Source organism: Aminobacter niigataensis, from assembly GCF_014200015.1.
In the GTDB taxonomy this organism is placed as follows: Bacteria; Pseudomonadota; Alphaproteobacteria; order Rhizobiales; family Rhizobiaceae; genus Aminobacter; species Aminobacter niigataensis.
On the sequence record NZ_JACHOT010000005.1, the window covers coordinates 278861 to 300440 of the forward strand.

The 21580-nt window shown below is 65.6% G+C and carries 19 protein-coding genes; 4 read left to right on the plus strand and 15 right to left on the minus strand.

The annotated features are described in order from the left end of the window. Positions 1-144 precede the first annotated feature (144 nt). Positions 145-1701, plus strand: coding sequence for an MFS transporter (locus GGQ99_RS18720; protein ID WP_183263768.1), 1557 nt, complete (start codon positions 145-147; stop codon positions 1699-1701). Positions 1702-1707: 6 nt separating this feature from the next. After that, on the plus strand, positions 1708-2784 hold the full coding sequence (locus GGQ99_RS18725) for an HlyD family secretion protein (RefSeq protein ID WP_183263678.1): 1077 nt from the start codon (positions 1708-1710) through the stop codon (positions 2782-2784). A 22-nt stretch (positions 2785-2806) separates the two neighbouring features. Here the strand turns inward: GGQ99_RS18725 and GGQ99_RS18730 are convergent, their stop codons facing one another. The 11 genes from GGQ99_RS18730 to GGQ99_RS18780 all read right to left on the minus strand — a co-directional run bounded on the left by GGQ99_RS18730 (position 2807) and on the right by GGQ99_RS18780 (position 13245). Beyond that, positions 2807-3220, minus strand: coding sequence for a GFA family protein (locus tag GGQ99_RS18730; RefSeq protein ID WP_183263679.1), 414 nt, complete (start codon positions 3218-3220; stop codon positions 2807-2809). Between the two features lie 12 nt (positions 3221-3232). Continuing rightward, positions 3233-3697: an SRPBCC family protein gene (locus GGQ99_RS18735; RefSeq protein WP_108609012.1), complete on the minus strand. Its 465-nt coding sequence runs from the start codon at positions 3695-3697 to the stop codon at positions 3233-3235. Positions 3698-3699: 2 nt separating this feature from the next. Continuing rightward, the gene (locus tag GGQ99_RS18740; RefSeq protein WP_108609013.1) at positions 3700-4014 is read right to left on the minus strand and encodes an ArsR/SmtB family transcription factor; all 315 of its coding nucleotides are present in this window, start codon (positions 4012-4014) and stop codon (positions 3700-3702) included. A 173-nt stretch (positions 4015-4187) separates the two neighbouring features. Further along, positions 4188-5660 carry an amidohydrolase family protein gene (locus GGQ99_RS18745; protein ID WP_108609014.1) on the minus strand — a complete coding sequence of 491 codons (1473 nt, stop codon included), beginning with the start codon at positions 5658-5660 and terminating at the stop codon, positions 4188-4190. Between the two features lie 9 nt (positions 5661-5669). After that, the gene (locus tag GGQ99_RS18750) at positions 5670-6860 is read right to left on the minus strand and encodes an amidohydrolase family protein (protein WP_183263680.1); all 1191 of its coding nucleotides are present in this window, start codon (positions 6858-6860) and stop codon (positions 5670-5672) included. Between the two features lie 65 nt (positions 6861-6925). Next, positions 6926-7588, minus strand: coding sequence for a flavin reductase family protein (locus GGQ99_RS18755; protein WP_108609016.1), 663 nt, complete (start codon positions 7586-7588; stop codon positions 6926-6928). A gap of 10 nt (positions 7589-7598) precedes the next feature. Further along, complete coding sequence (locus GGQ99_RS18760; RefSeq protein WP_183263681.1) at positions 7599-8672, minus strand: ABC transporter ATP-binding protein; 1074 nt, start codon at positions 8670-8672, stop codon at positions 7599-7601. Then, on the minus strand, positions 8669-9637 hold the full coding sequence (locus GGQ99_RS18765; RefSeq protein WP_183263682.1) for an ABC transporter ATP-binding protein: 969 nt from the start codon (positions 9635-9637) through the stop codon (positions 8669-8671). Before GGQ99_RS18765 ends, GGQ99_RS18760 begins: the two co-directional genes overlap by 4 nt. Before the next feature lie 4 nt (positions 9638-9641). Further along, positions 9642-10577 (minus strand): ABC transporter permease, encoded by a 936-nt coding sequence (locus tag GGQ99_RS18770; RefSeq protein ID WP_183263683.1) that lies wholly within the window; start codon positions 10575-10577, stop codon positions 9642-9644. A 9-nt stretch (positions 10578-10586) separates the two neighbouring features. Continuing rightward, positions 10587-11579, minus strand: a complete 993-nt coding sequence (locus tag GGQ99_RS18775; RefSeq protein WP_108609020.1) for an ABC transporter permease — start codon at positions 11577-11579, stop codon at positions 10587-10589. 94 nt (positions 11580-11673) lie between these two features. Next, positions 11674-13245 carry an ABC transporter substrate-binding protein gene (locus GGQ99_RS18780; protein ID WP_183263684.1) on the minus strand — a complete coding sequence of 524 codons (1572 nt, stop codon included), beginning with the start codon at positions 13243-13245 and terminating at the stop codon, positions 11674-11676. Between the two features lie 195 nt (positions 13246-13440). Here GGQ99_RS18780 and GGQ99_RS18785 point away from each other — a divergent pair, with 195 nt between their 5' ends. After that, entirely contained in the window at positions 13441-14130 is a 690-nt protein-coding gene (locus tag GGQ99_RS18785; protein WP_183263685.1) for a GntR family transcriptional regulator, read from the plus strand. A 27-nt stretch (positions 14131-14157) separates the two neighbouring features. Then, complete coding sequence (locus GGQ99_RS18790) at positions 14158-15597, plus strand: amidohydrolase family protein (RefSeq protein ID WP_183263686.1); 1440 nt, start codon at positions 14158-14160, stop codon at positions 15595-15597. A gap of 1 nt (position 15598) precedes the next feature. Here the strand turns inward: GGQ99_RS18790 and GGQ99_RS18795 are convergent, their stop codons facing one another. From GGQ99_RS18795 to GGQ99_RS18810, 4 genes are all read right to left on the minus strand, one after another. Next, positions 15599-16630, minus strand: coding sequence for a DmpA family aminopeptidase (locus tag GGQ99_RS18795; protein ID WP_183263687.1), 1032 nt, complete (start codon positions 16628-16630; stop codon positions 15599-15601). 5 nt (positions 16631-16635) lie between these two features. Beyond that, positions 16636-17223, minus strand: coding sequence for an NUDIX domain-containing protein (locus GGQ99_RS18800; protein WP_183263688.1), 588 nt, complete (start codon positions 17221-17223; stop codon positions 16636-16638). A 92-nt stretch (positions 17224-17315) separates the two neighbouring features. Next, positions 17316-18326 carry an amino acid ABC transporter substrate-binding protein gene (locus GGQ99_RS18805; RefSeq protein ID WP_108609026.1) on the minus strand — a complete coding sequence of 337 codons (1011 nt, stop codon included), beginning with the start codon at positions 18324-18326 and terminating at the stop codon, positions 17316-17318. A gap of 120 nt (positions 18327-18446) precedes the next feature. Further along, a complete protein-coding gene (locus GGQ99_RS18810; RefSeq protein ID WP_183263689.1) occupies positions 18447-21503 on the minus strand; it encodes an aminotransferase class III-fold pyridoxal phosphate-dependent enzyme in 3057 nt (1018 codons plus the stop codon). Between the last annotated feature and the right edge of the window lie 77 nt (positions 21504-21580).

Here is a 21580-nt window from a genome sequence, read left to right on the forward strand (position 1 = left end):
CAGGCACCAGACAGCGGCGAAGGCCGCGGTAAGGCGGCTGAGCCCGGGCAAGCCGATGCGGCGACCCGGACCGAGGTGCCTGCCGCGCCGCAGCCTGCGGCACCGGCCGCCGCCCCGCCGCCCTTCGTGCCCAAGCCACCACTGATGGCAGCAGCCTATGTCTGCGCCTCGGTGGTGCTGGCGCTGACGCAGGGGCTTGGCATGAACCTGGTTGCCGCCAACATCCCGCAGATCCAGGGCTCGATCGGCGCGACGGTGACCGAGACGACGTGGCTGGTCGCCGCCTACATGGCGCCGAATGTCTCGCTGGCGCTGGCACTGATCAAGATCAGGACGCAATACGGCCTGCGCAACTTCGCCGAGCTCAGCATACTCGGCTTCGTGCTCGCCTGCGTGCTCAACCTGTTCATATCCGACCTGCAGTCGGCGCTGGTCGTGCGCTTCATGAGCGGCATCGCGGCAGCACCGATGTCGACGCTCGCCTTCCTCTACATGCTGGAATCGTTCTCGCCGGAGAAAAAGCTGAATGTCGGCCTGCCGCTGGCGCTGACCAGCATCACGCTCGGCGCGCCGGTGGCGCGGCTGATCTCCCCTGCCCTGTTCGACATCGGCGGCTTTCATGCCGTGACCATGTTCGAACTCGGCATGGCGATGATCGCCTTCGCCCTGGTCTATGCCTTGCCGCTGGCACCGCAGCCGCGCGCCAAGGTGATCGAGAAGCTTGACGTGATCAGCTATTTGCTGATCGCCACAGGCTTCGGCGCGACGGCGATCGTGCTGGTGCTCGGGCGGCTCTACTGGTGGCTGGAAGCGCCGTGGATCGGGGCGCTTCTGGCGCTGGCGGTGGTGTGCATCACCATTGCAGCCGTCATCGAGCTCAACCGCAAGAACCCGCTGCTCGACATACGCTGGCTGGCGAGCCCGCCGATCCTGCATTTCACCGGCGTACTGCTGATGTTCCGCCTGGTGCTTTCCGAGCAGACGCTGGGCGCCTCCAGCCTGTTCCAGGCGCTCGGCCTCAGCAACGAACAGACGCGGTCGGTCTATTGGGTGATCCTGGTTGCATCGATTGCCGGCGGGCTGACCTGTGCGACGCTGATGAAGCACGGCAAGGAGGAGCGCATCCACATCGCGGCGCTGATCCTGATCGCCATCGGCGCCTACATGGACAGCCGCGCCACCAACCTGACGCGGCCGGAGCAGGTGTTCTACAGCCAGGCACTGATTGCCTTTGCCGGGGCGCTGATCCTGCCGCCGGCGATGAAGAGCGGCCTGATGTCGGCGCTGAAGAAGGGGCCGAACTACATCCTCAGCTTCATCATCGTGTTCCTGACCACCCAAAGCCTGGGCGGACTGCTGGGCTCGGCGGTGTTCACCACCTTCGTCACCAGCCGCGAGCAATTCCACCACAATGTGCTGGTCGAGCACATTGCGCTGACCGATCCGCTGGTGGCGCAGCGCGTGGCCCAGCTCGGCGGCGCCTATTCCCGCGTCATCACCGACAAGGGCTTGCTCAGCGCCGAAGGCCTGCAGCTCCTGTCGCAGCAGGCGACGCGCGAGGCGTATGTGCTCGCCTACAACGACGCGTTCCTGCTGATCACGGTGATCGCGCTGACGTCGCTGGTCCTGCTTCTCATCCACATCGCCATCGTGGCTTTCCGCAACCGGGCAGCCACCCCTGCACTCCCAGCCACCGCGTGAACCGCCATGCTATCGAAAAGCCTTCACCTCCTCCGGTCCGCCAGCACCATCCTGGCCATCGTCCTCGGCATCGCCGGGCTGACGCTGATCCTCTATGTCTGGCACCTGCCGCCGTTCAAGAGCGCGGTCGAGATCACCGAAAACGCCTATGTGCGCGGCCAGCCGACCATCCTGGCGCCGCAGCTGTCGGGCACGATCGCCGAAGTCGCGGTGCAGGATTTCCAGGACGTCAAGGCAGGGCAGCTGCTGGTCCGGATCGACGACCGCATCTTTGTCCAGAAGCTGGAACAGGCGCGTGCGACGCTGGCATCGCAGCAGGCGGCACTGGCAAATTCCGAGCAGCAGCGGCACTCGGCCGAGGCGCGCGTCACGTCGGCCGAAGCGCAGGTGGCTTCGGCCAAGGTCGCCTATGACAACGCCCTGGCGAGCTGGGGCCGGATCGAACCGCTGCTGGCGCGCGGCGTGTCGACGCTGAGCGAGGCCGACAAGTCGCGCACCGCGCTCGAGCAGGCACGTGCCGCCCACAGCCAGGCGGAAGCGGCACTCGAGGTGTCGCGGCAGGACCTGCAGGCGACCATCGTCAGCCGGCAGTCATTGGAGGCAGCGGTCTCGGGCGCGGAGGCGACCGTGCATCTCGCCGAGATCGATCTCAAGAACACGCGCATCGTGGCACCCGAGGACGGCCGGCTCGGCGAGGTCGGCGCCCGGCTCGGGCAGTATGTGGCGCCTGGCACGCAGCTGATGGCGCTGGTGCCGAAGCGCATCTGGGTGGTCGCCAACTTCAAGGAAACCCAGCTTGGCGGCATGAAGGTGGGCCAGCCGGTGACATTCACTGTCGATGCGCTGGGTCATGCCCGCCTCGACGGCCATGTCGAGCGCTTTGCCCCGGCGACGGGTTCGGAATTCAGCGTGCTGCGGCCCGACAACGCCACCGGCAACTTCACCAAGGTGGCGCAGCGCCTGCCGGTGCGCATCGGCATCGATCCGGGCCAGGCGATGGCCGACAGGCTGGCGCCCGGCATGTCGGTGGTGGTCAGCGTCGACACGGATTCGCAGCCGCTGGTCGAAACCGCAGCGCACTAGGCGAGGTCGGACCGCTTCCTCATCAACGCGGCATTCGCTCGAATGTCTGCAACGACGCATCCATCGTGTCCCAGGCATTGGCGCGGATGCCGTATGTGACCGCATGCGGTTTGAATTGGCCCGGGTCGTCGAGGCTGGCCGCATGGATCGCGATCAGCTCCGGCATCGCGACGAATGTCAGGTAGACCGGCGTGCCACAGGTCGGGCAGAAAGCGTGGATCTTTTCGTTGCCACTGTCGGCCGTTACCCGCCAGGTTTTCGCTTCGCCCGTGACCGTGACATCGGCCTGCCGGGCGAAGCTGAGATATGATCCATGCCCGGTGCCGCTTCGCTGCTGGCAATCGCGGCATTGGCAGTGGTTTTCGAAGACGGGCGTGCTGCTCGTTTCATAACGGATCGCGCCGCACGCGCACCCGCCGGTATAGCGCTTGGTCATTGTCATTCCCCTTCAGGCCGCCTTCGGCTTGGCAAACACGTCGAGGGCGCGGCCGGTTTCGAGGAAGGATTTGAGGCTGGAGAGCACGATCGGCCAGCCCTTGCTGATGCCGTTCGCCATCCCGCTGCCGGCTTCGAGTTCGTCATGGCTGACGGTCAGCCGAACCATGCCCTCATATTCGTCAATATCGAACGTAACCCTGCTGTGGCTTGCCGGATCGGCGGCCTGCGAGGCGTTCGCCCAACTGATGACGAGACGGGTCGGTGGCGAGACATCGATGACGTTGCCGACGAGTTCGACGGTCCGCTCGTCATTGGCGCGGACATGTTCCCATTTCGAACCGGGGTTCCAGTCGGAGACGTTCTCGTGGCCCCAGTAGCGCCTGGCGACGTCCGGTTTCGTTATGGCCTCGAACACCTTTGCGGGTGTCGAGAGAATGTAGGTCACGTAAACAAAGCTGGTCTTCTCTTTGGTCATCGTCACTCTCCTTCGAGTTCCTTCTTCAGATCGTGCAGCAAGCTGAGCCGCTGACGTTCGAATTTCCGCACCCAACGTTCGTAGACTTCGTGCAACGGCACGGGGTTGATGAAATGCAGCTTTTCCCGGCCACGCCTGACCGTGCTCACCAGATTGGCCGCCTCCAGAATCCCGAGGTGCTGCGTGGCGGACTGGCGGGCCATCTCAAGATTTTCGCAAAGCTGGCCGAGCGTCTGCCCGTTCTTCTCGTAGAGAAGGTCAAGCAGCCTCCTGCGTGTCGGGTCGGCCAGTGCCTTGAAAACGTCGTCAGCGTTCATCGGTCTCACTCATGTGAGAGACAATATGCAGGTAAATGCCTGCATGTCAAATCACGGCGCATGCCTGATGACAAAGGGCGACCTTGCAGAGCCCGGCAGGCTCCAAACTCTGCTTGCAAACAAAAAGGGCGCCACCGCGTGGTGGCGCCCTTTCCGTGCAAGGCGTCGGGGGCTTACGCCTTGCGGTGGGTCGGGTAGCTCGACGAGAAGATTTCCTCGACCGGCGGATGGCTGAAGGTGCGCAGCGGGTACTTGGCGATGACGCCGTCGAACTGCGTCTGCGCGCGCTTGCGATATTCACGGTCGTCGACACCCGGGATGACGCCATTCTCCATGACGAAGCGGCCGGCGATCATCACGGTCGAGACCGACCGGGCCGAGGCGTTGAGCATCAGCGTCTGGATCGGGTCGATGGTCTGGCCCATGAACGGGTCGTCGAAATCGACGACGATCAGGTCGGCGGCGGAGCCGGCCTGCAGGCGGCCGAGGTCGGGACGGTTGAGCGCGTCGGCACCGCCAAGGGTGGCGGCATCATAATAATCCTCGGAACGGCAGCCGTCAGTACCGCCTTCCTCGATGCGGCAGAGCATCATGCCGACCTGCATGTTGAGGAACATGTCCGGCGGGTAGGTGTCGGTGCCGAGACCGATGCGGATGCCCATGTCGCGGTACTTGCGGAAGGACTGGAGCGCGTTGCCGTGGCGGGCCGAGACCAGCGGGCAATGGGCGATGGTGCCGCCGCCGTCGCGCAGGATCTCTAGGTCCCTGCCCGGCCGGTCGATGCCGTTGCGGCCACTGACATGGGTGCCGTGGGGCAGGATCGCGCGCGGCGACAGGAAGCCCAGGCTTTCGAGCCATTCGGCCGGGCTCATGCCGCGCAGCTTGAGCACGCTCTGGTACTCGAACGGCGACTGGCAGCAATGCAGGCGGATCGGCACGTCGAGCGCCTCGGCCGCGGCCGCTGAGGCCTTCAAGAGTTCGGGCGTGCAGGTCTCGATGCGGTCGGGGGCGAGCATGGTGCGGATCAGGCCATTAGCCTGGCCCTCGAACTTGCGGCAAAAATCAACCGCATCGGCGAGACCGTCGAGGCCGCGTTCCTCGTCGAAATGGTAGTCGATTGTGCCGTCGCGGCGGACGAAGCTGTTGCCCGAGCGGTAGGCTGGGCCGAGATAGACGCGCAGGCCGAGGTCGCGCGCGGCTTCGGCGGCAGCGCTGAACTCGCCTGTCGTTTCGCCCCACTGGCGATAGAACAGCGAGGCGATGGGCAGCGCGGTGGTGATGCCGGAGCGGATCAGCCTGGAGAAGGCGTAGCGCTTCTGGAACGCCAGCTCTTCCTCCGAGTACATCTCGAAGGGGCCGCTTTCCATGTAGGTTTCGGGCCAGATGCGGCCCTTCTTGACCGCTGGCTGGTTGTCGTAGCCGAGCACGGTGGTGTCGAGGTCGGACAGCGCGTCGAGATCGACGAAGCCCGGGCCGATGAGGGCGTTGCCATAGTCGATGCGGCGAGCGACGGGGCCCTCATAGCCGTGGCCGACGAAGAGCACGCGGTCGCCTGATACAACGACTTCGCCATTGGGATAGAGCGCGTGGCGGCCGTCGACATGGCCGACGACCCAGCGGGCGGTGAGAAGCAAAGGTTCGGTCATTTCAAATTCTCATTCGACAGTGAAAAGGGCTTGGCCATCGCGCGCCACCGGCTTGCCGCGCTTGAGCACCAGCTTGCGCTTCGGACGGGCGGCAACGGCTTCCGGCACGGTCTCGGCATCGAGCAGGACGATGTCGGCGAAGGCGCCTTCGCGCAGGCCGTAGTCGGCGAGCTCCATGACGTCGGCGCCGCCCTGGGTGCAGATATGCAGGGCGTATTCGACGTCGGCGTCGTTGCGGAAGTTGTTGCGCAGGCCGATGAACAGCGCGCGCTCCAGCATGTCGAGATTGCCGTAGGGACCCCAGGTGTCTCGGATACCGTCGGAGCCGGCGCAGAGACGCACGCCGGCACGGCGCAGCTCGGCCGCCATGGGCACGGGACGCGATGCAGGCGCCGTGGTGGCAATGGCGATGTCCTGATGCGCCAACTGCTCGGTGAGCGAAGCGGCGCGGGCGCGGTCGGTCATGCCGAGGCAGAAGGCATGGCTGATGGTGACCTTGCCCTGCATGCCGAGCGCGCGGGTCCGTTCGATGATCATCTCCATCGAGAAGGCGCCGAGGTCGTCGGCTTCGTGGAGGTGGATGTCGATCGGCTTGCCGTGCTTCTCGGCGAGGCCGAAGATGGCGTCGAGCTGGCCCTTGGGGTCGCGGTCGATGCCGCAGGGGTCGAGGCCGCCGACGACATCGGCGCCATTGGCAAGGGCTTCGTCCATCAGCTCCAGCGTGCCGGGGCGGATCATCAGGCCCGACTGCGGGAAGGCGACGATCTCGATGTCCATGACATCGCGGAAGCGTTCGCGCGTGGCGGCCACGCCCTCGAAGCACCACAGCTTCTGGTCGGTGTCGATGTCGACATGGCTGCGGATGGCGGTGGTGCCGTGCGAGGCGGCGAGCGCCACCTGGCGCGCCGACTGGCGGGCGGGATCGATGTTGAGTTCGCGGCGCAGGCGGCGCTCGGTCGAGATCTTGTCCTCAAGAGCCGGGCCGGCCTGATGGACATGCCAACCCATGCCCCACAGCGACTTGTCGAGATGGGCATGCGCCTCGATCAGGCCGGGAATGGCGATCGCGCCGCCGCCGTCCTCGACCTCGGCAGCCGAGGCGTCGGCCTTGCCGATGCGGACTATGCGGCCGTCGCGGATGAGGATGTCGGTCGCAGCACCACCGAAGGGCCGGACGTTCTTGAGGAGGAGTTCTGTCATTTCAGCACCGCTGCATTCTCGAATTTCAGTGGAGCCGGGCGCGGACGCCCGGCGCATTCCCAGGGTCAGCCGGCGACCTTTTCCGGCTTCGATACGGCATAGCCGGCGGCTTCCTCGTGGTGGAGAAGCTCGGCCGGACGCTTGAGCACGAACTGGTTGTCGGCGACGATGTAGTTGTCGGCATGCAGCCGGGCGATCGGCTGGTAGACCTCCGGTCGGACGTAGCGGCCACGCTCGTCGAGGCATTCGTCGCGGACATACATCTGCACCACCTCGCCAATGACGATGGTGCGGCGGCCATAGTCGAGGATCTGCGACACCCGGCATTCCATGGCGCAGGGCGATTCCTCGATGCGAGGGGCCGCGACCTTGACCGACGGGGTGCTGGTCAGCCCGGCCAACTCGATCTCGTCGACGTCGCTGGGGAAGTTGATGCCGGTAACGATCATCTCGTTGGCGATCGCCATGTCGACCATGTGGACGACGAACTCGCCCGAGCGCCTGATGTTGGCGACGGTATCCTTGGCGGTGCCGTCGGGGCGGGTCTGCATGCCGAGGATGAGCAACGGCGGCTCGTGCGAGAACACGTTGAAGAAGCTCATCGGCGCGGCATTGTTGCAGCCGTGCTCGTCGATGGTGGTGACCAGCGCTATGGGACGCGGCCCAACGAAGCTGCACAGCAGCCGGTAGCGGTCGTTTTCGGGCAGCTCGGCGAAATCGAAATCCATTTTTTCTCCCTCAGACCGCAGCCTGCAGCGGGTGGGCGGCACTTGCCTGTGCCATGATCGGTTCGACACCGCGCCCTTCCTCGACCGCATGGCAAGAGGCGCGCACGCCGCCATCATACATGCGAAGCACCGGCGCCTCACTCCGGCACCGCTCGTTGGCGAGCACGCAGCGCGGATGGAAGTGGCAGCCCGGCGGCGGGTTGATCGGATTGGGCACCTCGCCGGCGGCCGGCTGGCGGTCGCGCTTGGACATGCCGAGGTCGGGGATCGTGTCGAGCAGCAGCCTCGTATAGGGATGCTGCGGATTGGCGAACAGTTCGGCCGCGGGCGAGACCTCGACGAGGCGGCCGAGATACATGACGCCGATCCAGTCGGACATGAAATTGACCACCGCCAGATCGTGGCTGATGAACAAATAGGTCAGGCCGAGCTCGCGCTGCATCGCGCGCATCAGGTTGAGGATCTGCGCCTGGACCGAGACGTCGAGCGCCGAGGTCGGCTCGTCGCAGACGAGGAACTCCGGCTTGGTGGAAATCGCCCGCGCGATCGAGATGCGCTGGCGCTGGCCGCCGGAGAATTCGTGCGGAAACTTGTCGCCATCCTTGGCGTTGAGGCCGACGAATTCGAGCAGGCGGTCGACCTCGCGGCGTTCCTCCTGGCGCGAGGCGCACATGCCGTAGGTGCGCAGCGGCTCGGCAATGATGTCGGCGACCCGCCAGCGCGGGTTGAGGCTGGCATAGGGATCCTGAAAGATCATTTGCATGCGGCGGCGGATGTCCGCCGGCTGGCCCGCCGGGGCGCGGGAGATGTCGGCGCCGTCGAACAGGATGGAGCCGCCGGAGGGATTGGACAGGCCCATGATCAGGCGGGCAACGGTGGACTTGCCGCAGCCGGACTCGCCGACCAGGCTCAGCGTCTGGCCGCGCGGGATCTCGAGGTCGAGGCCGTCGACGGCCTTGACTGTCTGCTGCTCGCCGCCCTCCAGCAGCCGGTTGAGAAAAGGCTTGGCCATGGCGAAGTGCTTCTTCAGGCCCTTGACCTGGAGCAGCGGCGCGCCGGTCTTGGCAATCGGTGCGGCGTTCATGGCGTCACCCCTTCATAGAGCAGGCAGGCGGCGGCACCGTCGGCGAGCTGGCGCAGTTCGGGCCTTACACGGTGGCATTCGGCGAAGACCTTGGGGCAGCGCGGATTGAAGGCGCAGCCGCTCGGGATGTCGGTCAGGCGCGGCATAGAGCCCTCGATCTGGATCAGCCGTTCTGGACGCGGACCGACGCGCGGGATCGAACCCATCAGGCCGGCCGTATAGGGATGGCTCGGCTTCTGCAGCACATGCGCGACCGGGCCGATCTCGGCGAGGCGTCCGGCATACATCACCGCGACACGGTCGGCGGTCTCGGCGATGACGCCCATGTCGTGGGTGACAAGGATCGCGGCCGCATTGCGCTCGCGGCAGACCCGCTTGAGCAGCGCGATGATCTGTGCCTGAACCGAAACGTCGAGCGCGGTCGTCGGCTCGTCGGCGATGATCAGCCGCGGCTCGGCGCAGAGTGCCAGGGCGATGACCACGCGCTGGCGCATGCCGCCGGAGAACTGGTGCGGGTACTGGTCGAAGCGCCTGTCGGGCGCCGGGATGCCGACCTCGGCGAGCCAGCCGATGGCGCGCTTCTTGGCTTCCGCTGCGGACATCGGCAAATGCGTGCGGATCGTCTCGACCAGTTGCTCGCCGACAGTGAACAGCGGGTTGAGGCTGGTCAGCGGGTCCTGGAAGATCGCGCCGATGTGGCGGCCACGGATCTTGCGCATCTCGTCGGGCGACAAATTGTCGATGCGCTTGCCGTCGAGACGGATCTGGCCGCCGCCGATGCGGCCGGGCGGTTCGAGCAGGCCGATGACGGCAGCGCCGGTCATCGACTTGCCGGCGCCGGACTCGCCGACGACGCCGAGGATCTCGCCCTGTTCGACGTTGAAGGAGACGTTGTCGACGGCGGTGAGCACGCCCTTGCGGGTGGGGAACTCGACTTTCAGATTTTCGACTTCGAGCAGGGCCATGGCCTTACCTCAGCTTCGGATTGAGGGCGTCGCGCAGCCAGTCGCCGATCAGGTTGACGGCGAGGACCAGCACGGCGAGCGTTGCCGACGGGAAGATGACGACCCACCAGATGCCGGAGAACAGGTACTCGTTGCCGACGCGGATGAGCGTGCCGAGCGAAGGCTGGGTCGCCGGCATGCCGACGCCGAGGAACGACAAGGTCGCTTCCGTCAGCACGGCCATGCCTAGATTGATGGTGGCGATGACCAGCACCGGGCCGAGCACGTTGGGCAGGATGTGGGTGAGCATGATGCGCAGGCGGCCGACGCCGATGGTGCGGGCTGCCTGGACGTATTCGCGCTGGCGCTCGACCAGCGTCGAGCCGCGCACGGTGCGGGCGTATTGCACCCAGTTGGTGAGCCCGATGGCCAGCACGAGAACGAGGATGGCCGCGCTCTCGTGCTGGTTGGCGGGGAGGATGCCACGCATGACACCGTTGATAAGCAGTGCGACGAGGATCGCCGGGAAGCTCAGTAGAACATCGGCGACGCGCATGATGACGGCATCGACGATGCCGCCGACGAAGCCGCCGACCAGACCGAGGAAGACGCCGAGCACGGCAGCGAGGATGACCGAGGCGAAGCCGACGAAGAGCGAGATGCGCAGGCCGTAGAGGATCGACGACAGCACGTCGCGCGCCTGGGTGTCGGTGCCGAGGATGTAGGCCGGGTTGGAACCTTCCATCCAGGCCGGCGGCAGTTCGCTGTCGAGCAGGTTGAGGTGGGCGATGTCGAACGGATCAAAGGGCGCGATCACCGGCGCGAAGATCGCGCCGAAAAACAGCAGCGCCAGCGCGACAGCGGCGATGACCGTCGTCCTGGAACGGCGGAAGCTGTAGAATAGGTCGCTGTCGGCGAAACTGCGCAAGCGCCCGGTGAAGGAGGTATCACTCATGGTCATGGGTTCCCGTCAGGCGCCCTTCCCGGAGGCCCGGGTCGGATCGGTGCGAAGGCGCGGATCGATGACGTTGTAGAGAAGGTCGACGCTGGTGTTGATGATGACGAAGATCAGCGAGACCATGACGAGATAGGCTGCCATGACCGGCACGTCGGTGAAGTTGACGGCCTGGATGAACAGCGCGCCCATGCCCGGCCACTGGAACACCGTCTCGGTGATGATGGCGAAGGCAATGAGGCCACCGAGCTGAAGCCCGAAGATGGTGACGACGGGGATCAGCGTGTTCTTGAGCGCATGGCGGAAATGAATGGCGCGGCTCTTCAGCCCGCGCGCCTTGGCGAACTTGATGTAGTCGGCGCGCAGTACCTCCAGCATCTCGGCGCGCACCAGCCGCATGATCAGCGTCAGCTGGAACAGGCACAGCATGAAGGACGGCAGGATCAGCGCCTTGAGGCCGGAGGCGGTGAGGAAGCCCGTCGACCACCAGCCGACGTCGATGACGTCGCCGCGGCCGAAGGACGGCAGCCAGCCGAGCCAGACCGAGAACACCAGGATGAGCAGGATGCCGGTGACGAAGGTAGGCAGCGAAATGCCGATCAGCGACATGATCTGCAGGCCCTGGCTGAGCACCCCACGGGGCTTGAGCGCGGTGTAGATGCCAAGCGGAATACCGAGCACCAGCGACAGCATGGCGGCGACCAGCACCAGTTCGGCTGTGGCCGGGAAGCGTTCGGCGAGCAGCGCGCTGACCGGACGGCTGTTGCGGTAGGAGACGCCGAAATCGCCCTTGGCGGCATTGACGACGAAACGGCCGTACTGGAGGACCAGCGGGTCGTCGAGACGCAGGCGCTGACGCACCTCCTCACGCTGGACCTGGGTGGCATCCTGGCTGACGATGTTGTTGACCGGGTCGCCGAGGAAACGGAACATCAGGAAGGCGATGAACGCCACGGCAAGCATGACCATGACGGCCTGCAGCAGACGGCGGACGAGGAATACGAACATCGTCGCAGCTCCCTTGGAGGTAGGCCCGCTTCGTGGGGGCGGGCTTGCCGGTAGCGAAAGCCCCTGCCCTAGATGGACAGGGGCCCGGTTCGACTTACTTGACGTTGACGTACCAGAGGCGGAGCAGGTCGTCGGCGGTCTGGACCACCTCGACGTTGTCGCGCACTGCCCATGACAGCGGCTGTTGGTGCAGCGGCAGCCAGGCGACTTCCTGCTCGGTGATGCCGAAGGCCTCGACCATCATCGCGCGGCGCTTGGCCTCGTCGAGTTCGACGTCGATCTTCTTGACCAGTTCGTCGACCTTGGCGTTCTTGTAGCCGCCGGGGTTCCAGGTGCCGAGCTTCTCCTCGGGCGAGTGCAGCATGGCCGACAGCACGGAGAAGCCGTCGAGCATCGGCAGCGTCGCCCAGCCGATCATGAACATGTCGGTCTGGCCTTCCTGCGCCTTCTTGAAGTGCAGGGTGCGTGCCTCGGTGACAAGCTTGGCGTTGAGGCCGACCTGGGCCAGCATCGCCGTCATCGCCTGGCAGACTTCCTCGTCGTTGACGTAGGCATCGTTGGGGCAGTTCATGTTGAACTGGAAGCCGTCGGCATAGCCGGCCTCGGCCAGCAGCGCCTTGGCGGCCGCCGGATCATAGGGGAAACGCTCGTTGAGCTTGGCGTCGAAGCCAGGCACCTCGGGCGCGATCTGCATGCCGGAGACGCGCGACTTGCCGCGCATGATCTTGTCGCGGACCAGATCCATGTTGATGGCCTGGTAGACGGCCTTGCGAACACGTGCATCCTTGAACGGATTGCCTTCGACGTTTCCGTCGACGAGCTTATCGCGCATGTTGAAGTTCATCATGATGGTGCGCAGGCCCGGATTTTCCAGAACCTTGGTGCCGGGGTTCGAGGCGATGCGCTTGGCATCCTGCAGCGGCGACGGCGTGATGATGTCGACCTCGCCCGAGAGCAGCGCTGCGACGCGGGTGGCGTCGGAGGCGATCGGGGTGAAGATAACCTTGGTCAGGTTGTGCTGCGGCTTGTCCCACCAGCCTTCGTTGACGACCAGAACGGTCTGGGCATCGGGGCGGCGGCTTTCGAGCTTGAACGGACCGGTGCCGTTGGCATGGGTCGAGGTGTAGCCTTCCTGGCCGAGCTCGGCGTTGATCGGCTTGACCGCATTGTTCTTCTCCAGCCAGCCGGCATCGAAGACGGCGATGTTGGTGAGATAGTTGTTAAGCAGCGGCGTCGGGCCGGCGAGGTGCAGGTCGACGGTGTAGTCGTCGACCTTCTCGACCGACTTGAGCGCCGGCAAGTTGCCCTTGATCGGCGAATTCTCGTCGACGGCGCGCATCAGCGACATGATGACGTCGTCGGCACCGAAATCGGCACCATCATGGAACTTGACGCCCTGGCGCAGCTTGTAGCGGACGACGTCGGGCTTGACGACTTCCCAGGACAGGGCCAGCGCCGGCTCGATCTTCAGTTCCTTGTTGTAGCGGACCAGCGGCTCGTAGATGTGCTGTAGGAAATTGTTCGAGAAGCTGTCGGTCATCGAATCCGGGTCGAGCCCGTAGATGTCGCCGGCCGCAGCATAACGCAGCTCGGCTGCGCTCGCGTTGCCCATCATGCCAAGCTGGACCAGAGCCGCGGCGGTGGCCGCGAGCAGGAACTTCTTCATTGAACTCCTCCCGTTACAGAACCAGTGGACCCGCGCCTTCACGTTTGCAGGGCGCCTTTGGGCTCCATCCATTTAACGCTGACATCGTATCCAATTATTGTCAACAATCTATGTCGACAAATTTGTTGACTTGCGGCGTTTTTGGGTTTGAATAGGCTGCGGGTCGCACATCGGACCCGGCGGGAGGAGGATTGGATGGACGCTGAAGCGGGCAAGCGACATGCCACCGATCAAGAGATTTACGAGAAAATCTGGAACGCGATTGCCGAACGGCAGGTCGGCCCCGGCACACGGCTGAAGGAAGAGCAACTCGCCGACATCTTCAGCGCCAGCCGGGCGCGTATCCGCCATGTATTGCAGAATCTGGCGCGCGACGGTCTGATCACATTGGTTCCAAACCGTGGCGCTTTTGTATCCAAACCATCGATCGAAGAGGCACGCGATGTCTTCTTCGCCCGCCGCACCATCGAGGAGCGACTGGTCGAGCGGCTGTGCGCGACGATCGACGCCGGCGGCATCGAGCGGCTCAGCCAACATGTCGAGGCCGAGCGCAAGGCCCACCAAAGCGGCGACGTTGCCGGCGCCATCCGGCTGTCGGGCGCGTTCCACATGCTGATCGCCGAACTGGCGCAGTCGCAGATCCTGGCCAGCCTCCTGCGCGACCTTGTCTCGCGGACGTCGCTGATCATGGCGATGTACCAGCAGAAGGACGTGCTGAATTGCGGCCCCGACGAGCACGCGGACATCGTCGCCAGCATCACCGCGCGCGACGCCAGGAAGGCGCTGGCCGTCATGCACCACCATCTCGCCCATATCGAAAACCAGCTCGACCTGGAAAGCGACCGCGTCGCCGCGCGCGACCTGGAAGACATTCTCGGCCTCTGAGCGGGCCAAAATTGGAAAGCAGAAGACATGGCGCAGCCAGACATCCTCGTGCGCAACGTAACCATCGTGACCGTCGACCGGGATCGCCGGGTGATCGAGGGCGGCTGGCTGACGGTCACCGGCGACCGCATCAGCGCCATCGGCAGCGCAGGCGATGCCGCGCCGGCCGACGCAAGGGAAATCATCGACGGCACCGGCATGGTGGCGATGCCGGGGCTGATCGACAGCCATTCCCACGCCGGCCACGGGCTGGTGCGCAATGCCGGTGCCGGCGTCGACACCTGGTTCGAAGCCTGCGAGGAGATCTATGCGCGCGGCTCGACGCCCGCATTCTGGCGTGCCGAGGCGAGGATGACCCAGCTCGAACGGCTGCGCGGCGGCATCACCACTGCGATGACGCTGCTGGGTGGCGGCGCCGACATCTACCGCACCGACGATCCGGCCTTCGGCGACGCCCATAGCGGGGCGACAGCCGAATCCGGCCTGCGCACCTTCATGGCGGTGGGCCCCGGCCGACCGCCGTTCCCGCGCAGCTATCGCCATTTTTCGGAGACCGGGCAGTCGAAGGACGTGACGGTGTCGTTCGAACGCCAACTGGAGGTCAGCGAGATCCTGATCGAGCGCTGGAACGATTTGCTTGGCCGCGGCACCGGCGTCTGCCTGGTGATGCCGGTCTACTATGCCGCCCAGATGGCGGATGCCGACGCCCGCCGGCAGGTCATCGAAATGGGCGAAGCGGTCATGGATCTGCGCCGTCGCAAGGGCGTGCTGTTCACCCAGGACGGCCACCGCGACGGCTCGATCGCGCTGGCGCGCGATCTTGGCGTCCTCGGTGAGTTCGCACTGCTGGGCCACAGCGTCGACCTTACCGAGGACGATTTCGCCGCGTTGAAGGAGACGGGTGCGTCGATCATCCACAACCCGAGCGCCATCATGTCGGTCTATGGCCGCTGCCCGGTGCCGGAACTGATCGAGGCTGGCATCAATGTCTGCCTCGGATCGGATGCGGCTGCGCCCGACCGCGGCTACGACATGTTCCGCCACATGGCGCAGTGCATGCACTATCATCGCCGCCATTTCCGCGACCCGGCCTATCTGCCACCGGGCAAGACGCTGGAGATGGCGACCATCGACGCTGCAAAGGCAATGGGACTGGAGAGCGAACTCGGCTCGCTGGAAACAGGCAAGAAGGCCGACATCGTGCTGGTCGACATGTACAAGCCGCATCTCTACCCGCCGGTCATGCCGGTGACGCGCATCGCCCATTTCGCCAACGCGGCCGACGTCGACACCGTCATCGTCAACGGCAAGGTGCTGATGCGCGGCCGCAAGACCGACCATCTCGATGCCGACGACATCCTGGCCGACGCGGCGGAACAGGCGGCACTCGCCTTCGAGCGCGTGGGGCTCAGCCATCTGCTGGACGAGCCGCAGGACTTCTGGCGCAATGCGCGGCAGCCGCTCTAGGCTAGCTCTGTGAGCGCAGCCAATCGGCCAGGGATGGCCGGAAATGCCCGGCCCAGCCTTGCATGGCTTCAGCTGCACACATGGAGTTCACCACGGCTTCCTCGGTCGCTTCGGCTGCAGCGCGGAACAGGCGGTCGATGCGGTTTTCGTTGAGGGCTGAGATGGCGAGGAAATCGGCGCGCTCGTCGTGGTCGACGATCCGCGCTGTCGAGAAGCCGAGCGCGATGTCGCCGCTGCCATGTCCCCAATAGGCGCCAAGCCTGGCAAGGCCAGCACCGCAGCGGCGGACGACGCGCTTGAGCTGGCGGTGTTCCATGGCGATGTCGGTGGCGAGGATGACGATGACCGAGCCCTTGTCCGGCTCCACCTTGGAACGCGGATCGGGGCGGCGGCCGTCGGGCAGGATGAGGTCGCCAGCGCGGCCGAAATTGGTGAGGACCAGCACGCCGAGATGATGGTCGCGACCGCCGAGCTCGATGCGGCGCGAGGCTGTGCCGATGCCGCCCTTGAAGCCGAAGCAGCTCATGCCGGTGCCGGCGCCGACATTGCCCTCGGCGACGGGGCCTGACGCGGCTGCGGCCAGCGCGGCGCGGGCGTCATCCTCGGTGGCGGCAAGCGCCTGGATGTCGCTGAGATAGCCGTCATTGCACTCCATGACCACGGGATTGACCGTCACCGTCTCGCGGCCGATGTCGGGATTTTCGGCAATCGCCGCGCGGATCAAGGCATTGGCGCAGGTGCCGACGCCGAAGGTGTTTGCGAGCAGGACAGGCGTTTCGAGCGTGCCCAGCTCCTCGACCTGCATCAGGCCGGCGCTCTTGCCGAAGCCGTTGATGATGTCGCAGGCGGCCAGCACCTTCTTGCGGTAGAGGTTGCCGCCGTGGGGCAGGATGGCGGTGACGCCGGTGTTGAGGTCTCCCGAGCGGATGGTGCGGTGGCCGACCAAAACGCCAGGCACGTCGGTGATGGCGTTGAGCGGGCCGGTGAGCGACGCGCCGAAAGAAATGCCGAGTTCGCGGGCGATGCCGGACATGGCTCCTAGGCTCCGCGCAGCAAGTGGAGTGCTGCGTATTGCAGCAGCATGATGGTCTTGCCATCGCAGATGCGGCCGTCGGCGACCATGGCCAGCGCCTCGTCGATGCCGATTTCCAGCACCTCGATGTCCTCGCCCTCGCCCGCATGACCACCGCCGGCGGACACACGATCGGACGGCTCGTACTCGCCGACGAAGAAGTAGATCTTCTCGGTCACGGCGCCGGGACTCATGAAGGCTTCGAAGACGCGGCGGACATGGTGGATACGGAAGCCGGTTTCTTCCTCGACCTCGGCGCGAATGCGCTCTTCGGGGGCGGCATCGTCGAGCAGTCCGGCGGGTGTCTCGATCAGCATGTCGTCGTAGCCGCTGACGAAGGCCGGGTAGCGGAACTGCTTGACCAGCACCACGGTGCGGCGCGCGGGATCGTAGAGCAGGATGGTGGCGCCGTTGCCGCGATCGTAGGTCTCGCGGCTCTGGGTCTGCCATTCGCCGTCGCCGCGGCGATAGGCGAAGGTGGTCTTCTTCAGCACGTACCAGTCGTCCGAGAGAGTTTTGACGTCCTGGACGCGGATGCGGTCGGCAATGCTCATCTGACACCTTCGAAGCTGGCCATCGGGCCGGGGATTCGCGGGCGCCAGAATAGGCGGGGCCGCGCCGGAGCGCGACCCCATGTGGTGAAACCTCAGCGCACCGGCGGGGCGTACATCAGGCCGCCGGCGTTCCACTGGGCGTTGATGCCGCGGTCGATCTTGAGGTCGCTCGACTGGCCGAGATTGCGCTCGAAGATCTCGCCGTAATTGCCGACCTTGGAGACGACATTGTAGGCCCAGCGCGGGTCGAGGCCGAGCTGCTGGCCGCTGTCGCCTTCGGCACCAAGGAAACGCTTGATGGCGGGATTGGCCGAGGTAAGACCGGCTTCGGCATTGTCCTTGGTGATGCCGAGTTCTTCCGCCTCGATCAGCGCAAACAGCGTCCAGCGGACGATGCTGAACCACTTGTCGTCGCCCTGGCGTACGGCCGGTCCGAGCGGCTCCTTCGAGATGATTTCCGGCAGCACAGTGTAGTTGGCCGGGTCGGTGAGCTTCAGGCGCTGGGCATAGAGGGCAGAGGCATCGGTGGTGTAGACGTCGCAGCGGCCGGTATCGAAGGCCTTGATGATACCGTCGGCGGAATCGATGACGACCGGCTCGTATTTCAGCTTGTTGGCGCTGAAATAGTCGGCGACGTTCTGCTCGGTCGTGGTGCCCTGTTCGGTGCAGACCGTGGCCCCGTCGAGCTTGAGCGCGCTGTCGACGCCGAGATCCTTGCGCACCATGAAGCCCTGGCCGTCATAATAGGCAGTGCCGGCGAAACGAAGGCCGAGGCTCGAGTCGCGCGACAGGGTCCAGGTGGTCTGGCGCGAGAGCAGATCGACTGTGCCGGACTGGACCGCGGTGAAGCGCTCCTTCGTGGACAGCGGCACGTAGCTGACCTTGTCGGCGTCGCCGAGCACGGCGGCGGCCACGGCGCGGCAGACGTCGATGTCGAAGCCCGACCACTTGCCGGCGTCGTCGGGCGCCGAGAAGCCGGCGACACCCTGGCTGACGCCGCAGGTGACGGTGCCACGCTGCTTGACGATGTCGAGCGTGTCGGCCTTGGCCGGCGTGGCGAGGGCGGCCGTGCCGAGCAGAAGTGCTGCGAGATGATGTTTCATGGTTCTTCCTCCCTTGTTTCGAGGCAAAGCCTCTTCGTGCCGCCGGCGCAGGGCGCCGGAAGTTCGTGAAATCCCCTGTCGTTAAGTCCCTCCGCGCGAGGCCGTCGCGCGGGCCTGCTGCTATGTGCCTTCGGCTTCCACCGCGGCGAAGGTTTCTTCGAGAACGCCGACCAGATGATCGGCATCGCGCCGGCTGAAGATCATCGGCGGGCGCATCTTGAGCACGTTGTCGTGCGGGCCTTCGGTGCCGATGAGCACGCCACGGGCGCGGGCGCCGTCATTGACCTTGCGGGCGAATGCGGTGGCCGGCTCCTTCGTCCTGCGGTCGGTAACCAGCTCGATGCCGAGGAACAGGCCCATGCCCCTGACGTCGCCGATGACCTCGTAGCGCCTCTGCATGTCCTTGAACCGCTCGACGAGATAGGCGCCGACGTCGGCGGCATTGTCACGCAGGCGGCCGCGCTCGATGACGTCGAGCACGGCGAGGCCCGCGGCACAGGACACCGGGTTGCCGCCGAAGGTGTTGAAATACTCCATGCCGTTGTCGAAGCGGTCGGCGATGTCGCGCGTGGTGACCAGCGCCGACATGGGGTGGCCGTTGCCGATGGGCTTGCCCATGGTGACGATGTCGGGGGTAACGCCTTGCGTCTCGAAGGCCCACCAGTGGCTGCCGACGCGACCGAAGCCGACCTGCACCTCGTCGGCGATGCAGATGCCGCCGGCGGCGCGGACCATGGCGTAGACTTCCTTCAGATAGCCCTCGGGGAGAAAAACCTGGCCGGCGACGCTGGGGATGGATTCGGCGATGAAGAAGGCAGGAGCCCGCCCTTCCTTGCGCATCGCCTCGATCTGCTCGGCGATACTTTCGGCGAAACGCCTGGCATGCTCTTCCACCGGCCAGTCAGACGGCGCGCGGTAGCTGTCGGGAATGGTTGCCTCGAACACGTGTGCCGGCCGACCCTTGCCGCCCTTGCGCTTGTATTTGTAGGGGCTGAGGTCGATCAACTCTTGGGTGGTGCCGTGGTAAGCCCAGTCGAGCACGACCGCGTCATTGCGGCCGGTTAAGGTGCGCGACATGCGCAGAGCGAGGCTGTTGGCCTCGCTGCCAGAGCAGGCGAAGGAGGCAACCGAAAGACCATCGGGCAGGGTCGCAGTCAGCCGCTCGGCATAGGTGACGATGGCGTCGTGCAGGTAACGCGTGTTGGTGTTGAGCCTTGCCGCCTGGGTGGCGATCGCCTCGACGACATCGGGGTGGGCGTGGCCGAGGTGGCAGACATTGTTGAAGCAGTCGAGATAGGCGCGGCCGCGATCGTCGATCAGCCAGGCGCCCTCGCCGCGCACGAACTTGATCGGCTCGGAATAGGAGATCGACAGGTTGGGCAGCAGCGAGGTTTTCCGCGCGGCGACGATTTCAGGACGTGTCCGGCCGTCGCGCTGGAAGGTCTCGGGCGGGATGCCGGCAAGGGTTGCCGCATCGGGGAACAGCTCGGCCCAGACGTCGAGATAACGCGCCTCGCCGACGCCGAGGATGTCGCGGGCGGCAAGATCGGGGTCGGTCGAGATCTGGAAATGCAAATGCGGTGCCCAGCCGCCGTTCTCGGCGGGCGCGCCCATTTCGCCGACCAGCGCGCCGGCCGCGAGCTCTTGCCCTGGCTTCAGGCGTGCCATGGCCTCATGCGCCATGTGGCCCCAAAGCGTGACGAAGGGCGGGCAGCCCTCGGGCGAATGCTCGAGGGCGATCAGGCAGCCATAGCCGAGCGGGTCCTCCTCGATCTCGACGCTTTTCACGGTAGCCGCGAGCGGCGTGTAGACCCTGGTGCCGGCCGGCATGAACAGGTCGAGGCCGAGGTGATGCACGCGGCGGGCGCCCTCGACGAAGCGCGACCAGAAGATGTCGGAGGTATAGACGGTGCGCGCCTCGCCCCACGGGCCGATGCCAAGCGCGATACCGTTCTCAGCACAATAGGCGTCCCACCAGGCGGTGGCCTTGTCCGGCTCCCGGCCGGCCGAGGTGACCGTCATCGGATGGGCCGGATCGCCATAGGGCACAAGCGCCTTGGCCAGCGTTGCCGGATGACGCTCGAGGATCGGCGCCAGTGACTTGCGATTGTCAGCGATCCAGCGGGTGATGTCGGACGCACCGGGCGCGGCGTCGAAGCCGCAGGCATGGCGCAGGATCGCGGTGGCGAAACGCCGGTTCATGGCATCGAGCCGGCGAAGCAACCGCCAGGCTGGGGCCTCCGAGATCGCCAGGTAGGGATTGTCGCCGACCTGGGCCTTGCGCTGCGCCGACAGCGACACCGAGATGACCAGGCGCATGGCGATGAGGTCGAACAAAAGGTCGATCTCTTCCTCGCGCAGCGGATACTCGACGTGGAAGCCGGCGGCGAGCTGAGCTGCGGCACCGATCGGATCCTCGACATCGAGGATCGAATAGGCGCAGGCGACCGCCACCTCGGCGATGACGGGGGAAAATAGCGCGTCGCCGAAATCGATGATGCCGGCGATGCGGCTGTTGTCGTTGTCGTCGACGAGCACATTCCAGTCGTTGGCGTCGTTGTGGATGACCTGGGCGCGCAAGCTCGCCAGGCGCGGCGCGACCTCGGCATCGAAGCGGTCGAGCAACCGTCCGAGCAAGGCACGGTCTTCGGCATCGTCGACGTGACGCAGCCGCCCACGCGCGGCACCGGCCTGCCTGATGTCCCAGTCGAAGCTGCGCAAGGCGCCGGGATGGATGAAGCCTTGCAGGGCGCGGTCGAGCCGGCCAAGTGCTGCGCCGAGATTGCCCAGGAGTTCAGGCGTGCGCGCGGCTTCGGCCAGCGGCATCCCGGGCAGCCACGACACCAGCCGCAGGGCATGCTGCTCGCCGGCAACGCCCGTGGCATGGGCGAGTGCTGCGCCGTCTTGCGTCAGCCGGAGGCGCGGCACCGCGACATCGGCGCCGGTGCGCGCCAGATGATCGAGCAATGCCACCTGGAACTCGCTTTCGCTGGCCGGCTCGCTGGCGTTGACGATCTTGAGAATCCAAAGGGACCCTTCCGCCGCCGTCAGCTTGAAATTCTGGTCGCGCTCGCTGTCGAGCGAACTCGTCCTGCCTGCGACGCCGAAGTGGCTCGCGGCCAAGGCCTTTGCCTGGTCCAGCGAGAATTGCGGCGCGGGGTAAGTCACGTCAGTCATTGGCTATCCGGATTTGCTGCGATCGGAGCTTGGCACGGGCCGAAAAATCGGGCATCCGGCAAAGCGTCGGTTATACC

Excerpts from the sequence above, each read along its gene's own strand:
- GGQ99_RS18720 (WP_183263768.1), top strand. The coding sequence starts at position 145 with ATGGCAGCAGCCTATGTCTGCGCCTCGGTGGTGCTGGCGCTGACGCAG.
- GGQ99_RS18775 (WP_108609020.1), bottom strand. The coding sequence starts at position 11,579 with ATGTTCGTATTCCTCGTCCGCCGTCTGCTGCAGGCCGTCATGGTCATG.
- GGQ99_RS18765 (WP_183263682.1), bottom strand. The coding sequence starts at position 9,637 with ATGGCCCTGCTCGAAGTCGAAAATCTGAAAGTCGAGTTCCCCACCCGC.
- GGQ99_RS18790 (WP_183263686.1), top strand. The coding sequence starts at position 14,158 with ATGGCGCAGCCAGACATCCTCGTGCGCAACGTAACCATCGTGACCGTC.
- GGQ99_RS18760 (WP_183263681.1), bottom strand. The coding sequence starts at position 8,672 with ATGAACGCCGCACCGATTGCCAAGACCGGCGCGCCGCTGCTCCAGGTC.
- GGQ99_RS18750 (WP_183263680.1), bottom strand. The coding sequence starts at position 6,860 with ATGACAGAACTCCTCCTCAAGAACGTCCGGCCCTTCGGTGGTGCTGCG.
- GGQ99_RS18795 (WP_183263687.1), bottom strand. The coding sequence starts at position 16,630 with ATGTCCGGCATCGCCCGCGAACTCGGCATTTCTTTCGGCGCGTCGCTC.
- GGQ99_RS18805 (WP_108609026.1), bottom strand. The coding sequence starts at position 18,326 with ATGAAACATCATCTCGCAGCACTTCTGCTCGGCACGGCCGCCCTCGCC.
- GGQ99_RS18730 (WP_183263679.1), bottom strand. The coding sequence starts at position 3,220 with ATGACCAAGCGCTATACCGGCGGGTGCGCGTGCGGCGCGATCCGTTAT.
- GGQ99_RS18785 (WP_183263685.1), top strand. The coding sequence starts at position 13,441 with ATGGACGCTGAAGCGGGCAAGCGACATGCCACCGATCAAGAGATTTAC.
- GGQ99_RS18725 (WP_183263678.1), top strand. The coding sequence starts at position 1,708 with ATGCTATCGAAAAGCCTTCACCTCCTCCGGTCCGCCAGCACCATCCTG.
- GGQ99_RS18745 (WP_108609014.1), bottom strand. The coding sequence starts at position 5,660 with ATGACCGAACCTTTGCTTCTCACCGCCCGCTGGGTCGTCGGCCATGTC.
- GGQ99_RS18735 (WP_108609012.1), bottom strand. The coding sequence starts at position 3,697 with ATGACCAAAGAGAAGACCAGCTTTGTTTACGTGACCTACATTCTCTCG.
- GGQ99_RS18740 (WP_108609013.1), bottom strand. The coding sequence starts at position 4,014 with ATGAACGCTGACGACGTTTTCAAGGCACTGGCCGACCCGACACGCAGG.
- GGQ99_RS18780 (WP_183263684.1), bottom strand. The coding sequence starts at position 13,245 with ATGAAGAAGTTCCTGCTCGCGGCCACCGCCGCGGCTCTGGTCCAGCTT.
- GGQ99_RS18800 (WP_183263688.1), bottom strand. The coding sequence starts at position 17,223 with ATGAGCATTGCCGACCGCATCCGCGTCCAGGACGTCAAAACTCTCTCG.
- GGQ99_RS18810 (WP_183263689.1), bottom strand. The coding sequence starts at position 21,503 with ATGACTGACGTGACTTACCCCGCGCCGCAATTCTCGCTGGACCAGGCA.
- GGQ99_RS18755 (WP_108609016.1), bottom strand. The coding sequence starts at position 7,588 with ATGGATTTCGATTTCGCCGAGCTGCCCGAAAACGACCGCTACCGGCTG.
- GGQ99_RS18770 (WP_183263683.1), bottom strand. The coding sequence starts at position 10,577 with ATGACCATGAGTGATACCTCCTTCACCGGGCGCTTGCGCAGTTTCGCC.